This is a genomic window from Micromonospora foliorum, from assembly GCF_022229015.1.
In the GTDB taxonomy this organism is placed as follows: domain Bacteria; phylum Actinomycetota; class Actinomycetes; order Mycobacteriales; family Micromonosporaceae; genus Micromonospora; species Micromonospora foliorum.
This window is the reverse complement of sequence record NZ_JAKKFF010000342.1, coordinates 1-12,465: the sequence shown is the minus strand read 5'-3', so window position 1 is coordinate 12,465 and position 12,465 is coordinate 1. Positions and strand designations below refer to the sequence as shown.

The 12,465-nt window shown below is 71.1% G+C and carries 11 protein-coding genes; 3 read left to right on the top strand and 8 right to left on the bottom strand.

Annotation, left to right across the window (positions count from 1 at the left end):
• Positions 1 to 30 precede the first annotated feature (30 nt).
• Positions 31 to 2,133 carry a PQQ-dependent sugar dehydrogenase gene (locus PSH25_RS23680; RefSeq protein WP_238661167.1) on the bottom strand — a complete coding sequence of 701 codons (2,103 nt, stop codon included), beginning with the start codon at positions 2,131 to 2,133 and terminating at the stop codon, positions 31 to 33.
• Positions 2,134 to 2,170: 37 nt separating this feature from the next.
• Entirely contained in the window at positions 2,171 to 3,109 is a 939-nt protein-coding gene (locus tag PSH25_RS23675; RefSeq protein ID WP_238661166.1) for a LamG-like jellyroll fold domain-containing protein, read from the bottom strand.
• 96 nt (positions 3,110 to 3,205) lie between these two features.
• Between PSH25_RS23675 and PSH25_RS23670 the strand changes: the two genes are divergently transcribed.
• Positions 3,206 to 4,264, top strand: a complete 1,059-nt coding sequence (locus PSH25_RS23670) for a LacI family DNA-binding transcriptional regulator (RefSeq protein WP_238661165.1) — start codon at positions 3,206 to 3,208, stop codon at positions 4,262 to 4,264.
• A gap of 91 nt (positions 4,265 to 4,355) precedes the next feature.
• On the top strand, positions 4,356 to 5,231 hold the full coding sequence (locus PSH25_RS23665; protein WP_238661164.1) for an alpha/beta fold hydrolase: 876 nt from the start codon (positions 4,356 to 4,358) through the stop codon (positions 5,229 to 5,231).
• 15 nt (positions 5,232 to 5,246) lie between these two features.
• Here PSH25_RS23665 and urtE read toward each other — a convergent pair whose 3' ends face one another.
• The 6 genes from urtE to PSH25_RS23635 form a co-directional block, all read right to left on the bottom strand.
• A complete protein-coding gene (urtE, locus tag PSH25_RS23660) occupies positions 5,247 to 5,942 on the bottom strand; it encodes an urea ABC transporter ATP-binding subunit UrtE (protein ID WP_238661163.1) in 696 nt (231 codons plus the stop codon).
• Positions 5,939 to 6,715, bottom strand: a complete 777-nt coding sequence (urtD, locus tag PSH25_RS23655) for an urea ABC transporter ATP-binding protein UrtD (RefSeq protein ID WP_238661162.1) — start codon at positions 6,713 to 6,715, stop codon at positions 5,939 to 5,941. The genes urtE and urtD overlap by 4 nt, the downstream gene beginning before the upstream one ends.
• Positions 6,712 to 7,899 carry an urea ABC transporter permease subunit UrtC gene (gene urtC / locus PSH25_RS23650; RefSeq protein ID WP_238661161.1) on the bottom strand — a complete coding sequence of 396 codons (1,188 nt, stop codon included), beginning with the start codon at positions 7,897 to 7,899 and terminating at the stop codon, positions 6,712 to 6,714. Before urtC ends, urtD begins: the two co-directional genes overlap by 4 nt.
• The gene (gene urtB / locus PSH25_RS23645) at positions 7,896 to 8,783 is read right to left on the bottom strand and encodes an urea ABC transporter permease subunit UrtB (protein ID WP_238661160.1); all 888 of its coding nucleotides are present in this window, start codon (positions 8,781 to 8,783) and stop codon (positions 7,896 to 7,898) included. Before urtB ends, urtC begins: the two co-directional genes overlap by 4 nt.
• 75 nt (positions 8,784 to 8,858) lie before the next feature.
• Positions 8,859 to 10,103 (bottom strand): urea ABC transporter substrate-binding protein, encoded by a 1,245-nt coding sequence (gene urtA / locus PSH25_RS23640; RefSeq protein ID WP_238661159.1) that lies wholly within the window; start codon positions 10,101 to 10,103, stop codon positions 8,859 to 8,861.
• Positions 10,104 to 10,521: 418 nt separating this feature from the next.
• Positions 10,522 to 11,604 (bottom strand): substrate-binding domain-containing protein, encoded by a 1,083-nt coding sequence (locus PSH25_RS23635; RefSeq protein WP_112590253.1) that lies wholly within the window; start codon positions 11,602 to 11,604, stop codon positions 10,522 to 10,524.
• 96 nt (positions 11,605 to 11,700) lie between these two features.
• Here PSH25_RS23635 and PSH25_RS23630 point away from each other — a divergent pair, with 96 nt between their 5' ends.
• Positions 11,701 to 12,204, top strand: coding sequence for a MarR family winged helix-turn-helix transcriptional regulator (locus tag PSH25_RS23630; protein ID WP_238661158.1), 504 nt, complete (start codon positions 11,701 to 11,703; stop codon positions 12,202 to 12,204).
• The last annotated feature ends 261 nt before the right edge of the window (positions 12,205 to 12,465 follow it).

Below are 12,465 nucleotides of genomic sequence, written 5' to 3'. Positions count from 1 at the left end.
GCGCGCGCCGCCGTCCCCACCGCGCCCGGTTCAGGCCGGTGTGCCGGTGACGGTCAGGTTGCGCAGTCGGCCCACGTTGTCGAACGAGCCGAAGCCGACCCGTCCCGAGCCGAACGTGGTGTCCTTGGCGGTCAGCAGCGGGTCCCGGTGCCCGTCGACGTAGACGGCGATCTCGCCGGTGGCCGGCAGGTGCACCACCTGGACCCGGTGCCACCTGGCATCGGTGATGGCAGGGTTGGCGCCCCGGGAGCGGCCGTTCCACTGGTGGTCGATGCGCTCCCGGTCGGCGTTGTTCACCTTGAAGATGCCGTTGTGCGGGTAGATCGTGTTGTCGGTGGAGAGGTGGGCGTAGTAGAACTCGGTGTCCGAGCGCCAGCCGAAGACGATGATCACGTCCCGGTTGGTGACCTCCACCGGTGTGTCGAGTCGTACCTGGGCGTCGACCCGCACCGACGACCACGCCGGGCCGTTGGTCAGCACGGCGTACTCGAAGGGCCGGCGCGGACCCGGCCGGCTGTCCCCGGCCTCGGCGAGGATCACCTGGTCGTGGGTGAACTGCCACTTCGCCGGCGTCACCGGCGCCCAGTTCGCGGCCCCGGCGGTGCGGCGCACTGTGACGTCCCCGACGTCACCGCTGGCGTACTCCCTGGTGCCGGTCACCTTCCAGACCTTTCCGTTGGCCTTCGCGACGACGTAGAGCTCACCGGCGGCGTCGGTGCCGAAGCGCAGGTCCACCCGATTGGGGTCACCGGGCGCGCCCGGTGCGGACAGGTCGCGCATCCGGACCGGAGTGCCCGCCGCGTCGAAGAGCGCGAGCTGGTGGATCGTGGCCAGACCCCGACCGCGGCGCATCTCGTTGGCCTCGGTGTAGAGCACCCGGCCGTCGACCAGGTCGCCGAAGACGTACTTGCCGCGCAGCGCGGGCAGCGCCCGCCCCCGGTAGACGAAACCGCCGGCCACCGCGACACCAACGTCATCCCTGCAGTTCCAGCCGGCGGCGGGGTCGTGGTCGTACGCGGCGACCGGGTAGGTGTAGCCGTACCTGTCGTCGTCGGCGGGCAGCGGGAGCAGCCGGTCGCAGGGGTTCGTGGCCGTCTTGTCGAAGACGAACGAGCCCTCGCGCTCGCTCCAGCCGAAGTTGTCCCCGGCGCGGACCTCGTAGATCGCCTCGACGGCGTGTTCACCGATGTGCCCGAGGTACATCCGGCCGGTCGCCCGGTCCCAGCTGAACCGGTGCGGGTCCCGGAACCCCACGGCGTAGAGCTCGCCGAGCGCGCCGGCCCGGCCGACGAACGGGTTCGCGGGCGGGATGCCGTAGCGCCCGTTCGGGGCGTTGGTGCCCTGCGGGTCGATCCGCAGCAGCTTGCCGTGGGGCAGGGCCAGGTTCTGCGGGTCGGTGTTGCGTGCGCCCTGGCCACCGTCGCCGACGGCGAGGTACAGCAGGCCGTAGTCACGGTCGTGACGCTTGGCCGTGGGGTTGAAGTTGATCTCCTGGATGCCGTGCACCTGGCCGCCGAAGCCGATGCGCAGCACCTCGCGGTGCGTACCGGCGAAGGTGGCGGCGGCCGGATCGGTCGCCGTCCACTCGGTGATGACACCGTGGAAGAGCGTGTTGGGCTGGGCGTAGTCCGGTGTGGCGGTCGTCGTCGACGCCAACTCGGTGTGGATGGTGTAGAAGCGGCCGTTCACCCCGAACTCCGGGTGGAACGCGACGTACCCGAAGCCCTGGCCGAGCCCACGACCGGAGAAGAACCGTGGCGCGAACGTCGCCGCCACGTCCAGGTAGACGTGGGGCACGCCGCCCTCGACGAGGTAGAGGCTGCCGTTGAGGTCGGGCACCGCCCGCCGGCCGGAGCCGTCGGGCACCTCCATGATGGTGTTGATCCGCGCGGTACGCATGAGCCGCGCGTCGGTCGGTGCCGGCGTGGGGTACGACTGCGGGAAGCTGGCGTACTCGCTGAGGACCAGCCCGAGGCGGGACTGGACCGGCATCGCGGGGACCGGGTCGTCGACCGCGTCGGCGGCCCGCGCGGGCGCGGCGACCAGGGTGGACAGGATCAGCACGAGGGCGGTGAGGCCGGCCCTTACTGTGGGCCGGCGGACGGTGCCGGCGCGGCGGTGCAGGGTGCGCACGCGTGTCTCCTTCTCGGTGGGACGGTGCCGAGGGTGGTCAGCGGGCAAGGTGGCGGTACTGCCTCCGCACATCGTTCGCGGAGACCACACTGTCGAGGAGCATCAGGCCGTCCATCCGGCAGTCGCACGGGTTGCGTTCGAGGGTGTCCTGGGGGAAGCTGCCGCCGATCTTGATGCCCCGGGGGTCGGACGCGGTGGTCACGTGCGGGCCGGGCCCGGACACCAGCCACGGGTCGTCGGCGCGGGTGTAGAAGCCGTCCACCGGTTCGCCGTTGCGGTAGAGGGCGAGCGCGCCGGTGTCGAAGTCGAACGTGGCGGCCAGGTGCACCCACTCCCCCACCGGCAGAAGCTCGCGCCAGTCCCGGGTGGCGGCGAAGGTCTGCGAGTTGCCGCCGTCGAGCCGCCGGCCGAGCGCGACGAGACGCAACTCCCCGTCGACGTCGATCAGCTCCAGCAGGGCGCGGACGCCGTGGCCGTCGGAGTCGCCGGTGAGCACTCCGGCCAGCCCGATGGCGTTGTACCTGTCGTCCGGGTCGGCGGTGGTGGAGTTGGGCAACGGGCTGTCCATGTTCAGCTTGAACCAGCCCATGACGGTGGTGCCTTTGGTGGCGCTGAACGCGCGCAGCGTCCGCACCCCGCTGGCCGACCAGGTGCCGGCCTTCCAGTCGTCGTTGCCGGCGACAGTGGGGGCGACCTGCCGGGTCTGCACCGCGTTGCGGCTGCCTCGGTAGGCGCGGTCCGGCACCCGCATGGCGGCACCGCCGTTGATCAGCTCGATCTCGGTGCCGGAACGCCCCTGGTCGCGTTCGAGGGCGGAATCGCCGGGCACCGGGTGGTCGAAGTCGTACGCGGCGACCAGGTGGGCGCGCAGTACCGGGTGGACGTCGCTGCGATCCGCCTGTGCTGGCGGCGTACTGGCGCCGGTCAGTGCGCCGATCGCCAGGAGGGAGACGGCCGCTCGGCGGGCCCTGGACATGGCTGTCACCTCGTTTCGCGACCTGCCGGCACCGGCAACGTAAGCGCTTACGTACCCTAGGCTTCGATGAATGTCGCTCGCAATAGATTGCGTGACATGAATGTTTCCGGAGGGTTGCCGATGCCCAGGGCCCGCCAGCGGCCGCGCCTCGTGGACGTCGCCGAACACGCCGCCGTCTCGCTGGCGACCGCCTCCCGCGCCCTCACCGGCCGCACGGGGGTCAGCGCCGAGGTGGCCGACCGGATCCGGCAGATCGCCCGTGAGCTGGGCTACGTGGCCAACCCGTACGCCCGCACCCTGGCCAGCGGCGCCACCTCAACGGTGGGGTTGATCGTCCATCAGGTCGACGACCCGTACTTCTCCGAGATCGCCGCCGGGGTCATCCAACTCGCCGCCGAGCAGGGGTTGCTGGTGCAGATCTGCCAGTCCGGCCGCGACCCCGACTACGAGCTGCAAGAGCTGCGCCACCTGATCGCCCAGCGGGTTGGCATCGTCCTGATCAGCGGTTCCGGTTACGACGACCCACGGATGGAGAGCGCGGCCCGCGCCGAGCTGGCCGCGTTCCAGGACCACGGCGGACGAGCCGCGGCCATCGGACGCCACGCGCTCGGCGTCGACGCCGTCCTGCCGGACAACGAGGCCGGCGGCTACGCCCTCGCCCAGCACCTGATGGATCTCGGCCACCGGCGGATCGCGGTCGCCGCGGGCAGCGCCGGCCTCACCACCGTCGCCGACCGGCTGGCCGGGGTGTCGTCGGCCCTGCGGCAACGCGGGCGGTCCCCCGCCGACCTCACCGTCGTGCACAGCGACTTCACCCGCAGCGGTGGGCGCGCCGCCGCCGAACAGATCCTCAACGAACATCCCGAGACGACGGCGATCATCGCGCTCAACGACGTGATGGCCATGGGCGTGCTGTCCACGCTGCGGACCCGCCGCGTGCCGGTGCCCGCGCGGATGTCCGTGGTCGGTTTCGACGACGTCTCCGTGGCGGCCGACCTCGCACCCAGCCTCACCACCATCCGCCTGCCGATGACCGAGATGGGCCGCACGGCGCTCACCCTCGCGCTCAAGCCGCGCACCACCCGCCCCCGCCGCCGCCCCACCGGGCACCTGCTGGTCGTCCGCGACTCGACCGGGCCCGCGCCGAGGACCTGACCGGCAACGGCGATGCCGCGGCACGACGGCTCGACTTCTGGCACGGTCGAGGGTGCCCACCCACACCGTGCCTGACGCGTCAGGAGAGGTCATGGCCGACATCGCTGTACGGCACCGAACGGTCGAGGTCGACGGCATCACGATCTTCTATCGAGAAGCCGGTCCCGCCGACGCGCCGGTCGTGCTGCTGCCACACGGGTACCCGTCGTCGTCGTTCCAGTTTCGCCACCTGCTGCCCGCGCTGGCCGATCGCTGGCGCGCCATCGCACCCGACTACCCCGGCTTCGGCTACAGCGACCTGCCCGACCCCAGCCGGTTCTCGTACACCTTTGACGCCCACGCCGACCTGCTCCACCGTTTCGTCGACGCGCTGGGGCTCACCCGATACGTGGTCTACCTCCAGGACTACGGCAGCCAGTTCGGGTTGCGACTGGCGATGGCCGCGCCGCAGCGGGTCGCCGGCCTCGTCATCCAGAACGGCGACATCTACCCCGACCAGCACGGGCCCAAGTACGAGCCGCTGAAGCGGTTCTGGCGTGACCCGACCGACGAGGGGCGGGACCAGTTGGCGGCCGCGATCGGTGAGGAGGGCTTTCGCCGTGAGTTTCTGGGCGAGCTGCCGGACCGGCTGACCGACCGGGTCAGCCCTGACCTGTGGCGGCTCTCGGGCGCGCTGGTCACGGACCCCCGGCGACGGGACGCCTGGCTGCGCCTCCTCGCCGACCAGGGCAGCACCGTCGACTGGTTCCCCCGTCAGCAGGAGTACCTGCGTACCCACCGGCCGCCCACGCTGATCGTGTGGGGACCGCACGACGGCTACATGCCGGAGGGCGCGGCCCGCGCGTACCTGCGGGACCTGCCCGACGCCGAGCTGCACCTGCTCGACGGCGGGCACTGGCTGCTCGAGACACACCTCGACGAGGTCGTCCGGCTGGTCCGTGACTTCCTCGACCGCGTCCAGCCCTGACCGCAGGCGCGCCGATCAGACCGCCAGGGCCGCCCGGACCTCCCGTTCCGCCGTGACACCCCCGTCGCCGTGCGAGGTGACCCGGCCGGACTCCAGCACGTGGTAGCGGTCGGCAACCCGCAGCGCGAAGCCCAAATGCTGCTCGACGAGCAGGACACTGAAACCGGACTGCCGGGTCAGCTCGACGATCCGCTCCTGGATCTCGGCGACCACCGACGGCTGGATGCCCTCGGTCGGCTCGTCGAGCATCAGCAGCCGAGGCCGGGTGATGAGGGCCCGCGCGATGGCCAACTGCTGGCGCTGACCGCCGGAGAGCAGCCCGGCCCGACGCCGCAGCAGCGGGCGCAGCGCCGGAAACAGGTCCAGCACCTCCGCCGTGGCCACCGCCCCGTCGCGCCGGCCGTCGGCGACCAGCCGCAGGTTCTCCGCGGCGGTCAGGTGCGGGAAACACTGCTGACCCTGCGGTACGTACGCCATCCCCCGCGCCACCCGCTCGTGCGGCCCGGCGCGGGTGACGTCCTCACCGTCCAGCTCGATCGTCCCGGCACTCGGGCGCAGCAGCCCGGCCGCGACCCGCAGCAGGGTGCTCTTGCCGGCACCGTTGTGCCCGAGTACGGCGGCCACCCCGTCGGGCGGGACCGTCAGATCGACCCCGTGCAGCACCCGAGAGCGCCCGTACCCGGCGTGCACCCCGCGCAGCGTCAGCATCATGCCTCCAGGCCAGTGCGGGCCGACCCGGCGTCGACCGGGTGGCCAAGGTAGACCTCCTGCACGCGCGGGTCCGCCTGGACCTGCGCCACCGTGCCCTCGCTGAGCACCCGGCCGGCGTGCAGCACGGTGACGCTGCGCGCGAACCGACGCAGGAAGTCCATGTCGTGCTCGATCACGACGACCGTGCGATCCCGGCTGACCGTCTCCAACAGCGTGCCGGTGGCGTCGCGTTCCTCATGGCTCATCCCGGCGACCGGCTCGTCCAGCAGCAGCAGCCGCGCGTCCTGCACCAGCAGCATGCCGATCTCCAGCCACTGCTTCTGGCCGTGCGCGAGCGTCCCCGCGAGGTGCGCGGCCCGCTCGGTCAGCCCGATGGTCTCCAGCGCGGCGGCGATTTCGTCGGGGACACCCCGGCGGCGGCGGGCCAGGGTCGCCCAGCTGCGCCGGGCGCCCGCCGCGATGTCGAGGTTCTGCAACACCGACAGCTCCTCGAAGACCGTCGAGGTCTGGAAGGTCCGCCCGATGCCGAGCCGGCTGATCCGGTGCACCGGCCGGCCGAGCAGTTCCTCGTCACCGAACCGGACCGAGCCGGTGGCCCGGACCAGACCGGTGATCGCGTCGACCAGTGTGGTCTTGCCGGCGCCGTTCGGCCCGATCAGGAACCGGATGTCACCGGCGGGCACCTCCAGGGAGACGCCGTCGACGGCGGTGAAACCGTCGAAGGTGACCCGCACGTCACGGACGGACAACCCGTCCAACCGCTCGCCGCTCATGCCGCCGGCACCTCCGTCCGTTCGGCCCGTCGTCGGCCCAGCGACAACCATCCGCGGCGCACCGGCCGCGCGCCGACGTCACGGCGGCGGGCCAGCGCCCACAGCGACGCCAGGCCGCCGGGAAGGAACGCCACCACGACCACGAAGAGCAAACCCTGCAGGTACGTCCAGGTGCCCGGGAACCGTTCGGAGAGGGCGGTACGCGCCCAGGCCACCGCCACCGCGCCGAGCACCGGCCCGAGCAGGGTGGCCCGGCCGCCCACCGCGACACCGATGACGAACTCGATCGACGGGACGATGCCGATCAGCGCCGGCGAGATGATGCCCACCGCCGGCACGAACAGCGCCCCGGCCAGCCCGGCCATGCCCGCCGCGACCACGTACGCCACCAGCTTGACCGACGCCGGGTCGTAGCCCAGGAAGCGGACCCGCTCCTCACCGTCGCGAACCGCCACCAGCAACTCGCCGTAGCGGCTGTGGATGAGCTGACGGGTCAGCGCGAGCAACGCCAGCAGCGTCCCGGCGATGACGAAGTACACCATCCGCTGGTTGACCGGGTCGTCCAGGTCGTAGCCGAAGAAGCCCTTGATGTCGGTGAGCCCGTTGGTGCCACCCGTGGTGCCCTGCTGGCCGATCAGCAGGATCACCATGGCGGCGGCGAGCGCCTGACTGAGGATGGCGAAGTACGCGCCGCGGACCCGGCGACGGAAGACCAGCGAGCCGAGCCCGAAGGCGACGATCATCGGCAGCAGCACCGTGGCGGGCAGCGCGAACCACGGGCTGGCGAACGGCCGCCACCACAGCGGCAGCTCGTCGAGTTGCCCGTACAGCTGCATGAAGTCGGGCATCCCACCCGGGCCCGCGTCGGCGAGCTTGAGGTGCATGGCCATCGCGTAGCCGCCGAGGCCGAAGAAGACGCCCTGGCCCAGGGTGAGCATCCCGCCCCGGCCCCACGCGATCCCGATGCCGACGGCGACCATGGCGACGCAGAGGTACTTGGCGAGCAACGCCAGCCGGAAGTCCGACAGCACCAGCGGGGCGACGGCGAACAGCACCGCCGCGCCGAAGGCGAAGCCGGCAAGGGTCCGCAGCCGCGAGCGGCCGGCGGGGCGACCCGGTGGTACGGCGCCGACGGGCGCCGGGTGCACGGCGGTGCTGGGTGGCGCGGGGGTGACGGCGGTCATGCGAGGCTCCTGGTCCGCAGGGTGAACAGGCCCTGTGGCCGCCACTGGAGGAACGCGACGATCGCCACGAACACGATCACCTTGGCGACGCTGAGGGTGGTCAGGTACTCCCCGGTGGCCTGCAGCACGCCGAGGGCGAAGGCGACGATCACGCTGCCCTTGAGCTGGCCGATCCCGCCGACCACGACGACCAGGAAGGCGTCGATGATCAGGTTGGTGCCCATGGTCGGGCCGATCGGGCCGAGCAGGGTGAGGGCCACCCCGGCGAGCCCGGCCAGGCCGGAGCCGAGGAAGAAGGTCGTCCGGTCGACCCGGGAGGTGGCGATGCCGGACACGGCCGCGAGGTCGCGGTTCTGGACCACCGCGCGGATTCGACGCCCGAGCGGGGTGAGTCGCAGTGCCAGGGTGAGCGCCGCGACGGCGGCCAGCGCCAGGGCCAGGATGAACAGCCGGTTGTTGGCGATGGTCAGCCCGCCGGGCAGCGCCACGTTTCCGGTGAGCAGCTCGGGCGCGCGGGTCTGCACGTTCGGGCTGCCGAAGACGTCCCGGGCCAGTTGTTGCAACATCAGCGACACACCCCAGGTGACCAGCAGGGTGTCCAGTGGCCGGGCGTAGAGCCGGCGGATGAGCAGCACCTCCAGCAGGACGCCCATGGTGCCGGCGACCACGAACGCCACCGGCAGCGCGACCACCAGCGACAGGCCGGCGCCGGTGATGCTCTGTTGCAGAACGTAGGTGGTGTACGCGCCGGCCATGATGAACTCACCGTGCGCCATGTTGATCACGTTCATCTGGCCGAAGGTCAGCGCGAGGCCGAGCGCGATGAGCAGCAGCACCGCGCCGATGCTGATGCCGGTGAAGAGTTGACCGAAGAGGACTGTCACGGTGGGTACTCCGAACTGCTGGTCGGGTGGCCCGGGCGGGGCGCGCGGCAACGCGTCCCGCCCGGGCCGGCGTCGTCAGCTCAGGCCGCTCGCCCACGGGTAGGTCTTCAGGTACGGGTCCGGAGCGACCGGCTTGCCGGAGTTCCACACCTCGGTGATCAGACCGTCCGCGCCGATCTTGCCGATCCGGGCGGTCTTGGCGATGTGCTGGGTCTTGCCGTCGACGGTGACCAGACCCTCCGGCGCGTCGAAGGTGATCCCGTCCGAGGCTGCGCGGACCTTCTCCACGTCGAAGGCGCCGGCCTTCTCGACCATCGCCTTCCACAGGTGCACGCCGACGTAGGCGGCCTCCATCGGATCGCTCGTCGGCTTGTCCGCGCCGTACTTCGCCTTGTACGCGGCCACGAACTTCGAGTTCGCCGCGCCCGGGGTGGTCTGGTAGTAGTTCCAGGCCGTCAGTTGGCCCTCCAGGTACTGGGTGCCGATGCCCTTGACCTCTTCCTCGGCGATCGACACCGACACCACCGGCATCGCGGCGGCGGTCAGGCCCGCCGACTTGTACTCCTTGAAGAAGGCCACGTTGCTGTCACCGTTGAGCGTGTTGAACACCGCGTCCGCGCCCGACGACTTGACCTTGTTGACGATGGTGCCGAACTCGGTGGAGCCCAGGGGCGCGTAATCCTCACCCAGCACGGTCATCCCGTTGGCGGTCGCGTACGCCTTGATGATTTTGTTGGCGGTCCGGGGAAAGACGTAGTCGCTACCGACCAGATAGACCGACTTCGCGCCCTGCGACTTGAGATAGTCGAGCCCGGGAACGATCTGCTGGTTGGTCGTCGCTCCGGTGTAGAAGATGTACGGCGACTGCTCCAGGCCCTCGTACTGCACCGGGTAGAACAGCAACGCCTTGTTCTTCTCAAACACCGGCTTGACCGCCTTGCGGCTGGCCGACGTCCAACAACCGAAGACGGCGGCCACCCGGTCCTCGGAGATGAGCTTCTCGGCCTTCTCCGCGAAGGTGGGCCAGTCCGAGGCGCCGTCCTCACCGACCGGCTGGATCTTCTTGCCGAGGACACCGCCGGCCGCGTTGATCTCTTCGACCGCGAGCATGATGGAGTCTCGGACGGTGACCTCGCTGATCGCCATGGTCCCGGAGAGCGAGTTGAGCAGCCCCACCTTGACGGTGTCGCCGGAGACGTCGGCGGTGACGCCGGCCGCGCTGCCCTCGTCGGAGGTCTTGCTGCCGCACGCGGTCAACGCGGCCGCGGCGACCAGGGTCATGGCACCCGCCAGGATGCGGCGGTCCCGGAATAGTGACATCTACTCTCCCTGCGGTGCACTCAAGTGGTGAAAGGACGGTCGGTGCGGTCCGATGGAGCTGACGTGAGCGATGCCGGGTCGGCGGGTGGACGCCGCGCGGGGCATCGGATCGGATATGGGCAGGGAAAGCGTCGACCGGCATGATTGCGCGGGTGTTTCCCGGTCCTTAATTGACTGTTTCCGAAGGGCCGCCGCAGCGCGCACGAAAAACGGCCGGCACCGTTGGGAGGAAACGGTGCCGGCCGTTCGGAAAGACGCAGAATAAGTGCCACCACAATGGTCGACGGACGAATCCGTCGACGATGGCACACAATGGCGAGATCTGGCCCCGCGGCCAGATACTTCACGCAGGAAGCATCTTAGGACGGGGTTGGGTGGCGCTGTCAAGGGGCCGCTCGGGCGGGTGCCGGTGCCCGGTTCAGAGCTGGGCGAGCACGGTGAAGTCGAGCCCGTCGGCCTCGGCCAGGTAGATGCGCTGACGCACGTGCCGCTGTCGCAGCCGCAACCGCCCACGGGGCCCCTGGTAGGCGACCGTGTCGGCGGCCGTCTCGATGGCCCGTACGTCGAGGGTGCGGGCCTGGCCGATCAGCGCGGCGAGCAGCATGACGCCCTCGTAGCACGACTCCCCGAGGCTGCCCAGCGGCGGTGCCTCCACCCCGAACCGCCGCGCGAACTCGCCGTGGAAGTCGAGATTCTCCTGGGTCACCAGCCCGGCGAAGAAACCCGCCGTGCTGTACAACCTCCGGGTCGCGCCGGCACCGCTGGCCAGCAGCATGTTCTCGTCCATCAGGGTGCTCAGCCGCAGGCAGCGCTGATCCAGGCCGGATCGGGCGAACGCGCGGTTGAACCGCACCGCGTCGGCACCGACCAGCAGCATCAACACGGCGTCGGCGTCACTGTGCTCGATGCGGCGCAACACCTCGGTGAAGTCGTGTGCGTCCAACGGCAGGAAGTGCCGGCCCACCACCTGCCCGCCGCCGCGCAGCGCGTACCGCTGGGCCGCCCGCGAGGTACGGCGCGGCCACACGTAGTCGTTGCCGACCACGAACCAGCGACGCACACCCTGCTCCCCGGCGAGCAGCCGCATCGCGGGCCACAGTTGGGCATCCGGCGTCTCGCTGGTCAGGAAGACCCCCTCGGTGCGTTCGCCGCCCTCGTAGAGTGCGGTGTAGACGTACGGCACCCGGTGCGCGACGCGGGGCGCCAACGCCTGGCGCACCGAGGAGATGTGCCACCCCGTCACTCCCTGCACGGCCCCCACCGACACCAACGCCTCGACCTCGGCGGCCACCTCGGCCGGCGGTGCGCCACCGTCGACCGGCACCAGCCGCACCTCCCGGCCCAGCACGCCTCCGCACCGATTGATCTCCTCCACCGCGAGTTGCGCGCAGAGCTCGCAGGTGGGGCCGAACATGCCCGCCGGCCCGCGCATCGGGTAGACCAGCGCGATGCTGACCACGGCACGGTCGACGGTCAGCCACGGCGGTGCCGGCGCGGACATGAGCACATGATTGTCCGACCCAGGACGGAAGACCAGCGCCCACCACTGACCGGGACGACTCGCTACCATGACAGGGCCACCGGACCAGGGAGTTTCATGTCAGACGTGCCCGGGGCGCCAGCCGACCTGCTGCGCTCGCTCACCCGCGCCGAACGGCTGCTCTCCCGCCGGCTGGGCGCCGTTCTGGCCGACGACGCGCTGAGCATCGAGGCGTGGCGGGTGCTCTGCCTGCTGGCCGACGGCCAGGGTCACCCGATGAGCGAGGTGTCCGCCGAGGCGTCGCTGCCGCCGGGCACCCTCACCAAGCTGGTCGACCAGCTCGTCGACCGCAACCTCGTCTTCCGCCGGATCGATCCGGTCGACCGCCGACGCATCCGGGCGTACCTGACCGCTCGGGGCCGCCGCGAGCACGCCCGTCTGGACGAACGGGTCCGGGCCAGCATCGCCGAACTGGGCATCACGGAGATGGGCGTCGCGGAGACCAGCGAGCCGGGCATGCCCCCGGCCGCCAACCTCGTACGCCAGCTCGACGACCTGATCGGCCGCCTCGACCCGGCCCGGCAACGAGTGCACGCCGACGCGGCCGGCCCACACCGCTGACCCCTTCCCCGCTCCGGGCTTCCGGCTCCGGGCTGCGGGCTGCGGGCTGCGGGCTCCGGCTCCGGGCTTCCGGCTTCCGGCTTCCGGCTTCCGGCTTCCGGCTCCAGGCTTCCGGCTCCAGGCTTCCGGGCGTTCGGGCTTGTGGGGCGTTCGGGCTTGTGGGGCGTCGGCACGGCCTTGAGCGCGGCCCGACCTCCCACCCCACACTCCAGAGAGCGTGATGTCTGTGAGTCATCGTGATGACTCACAGACATCACGCTC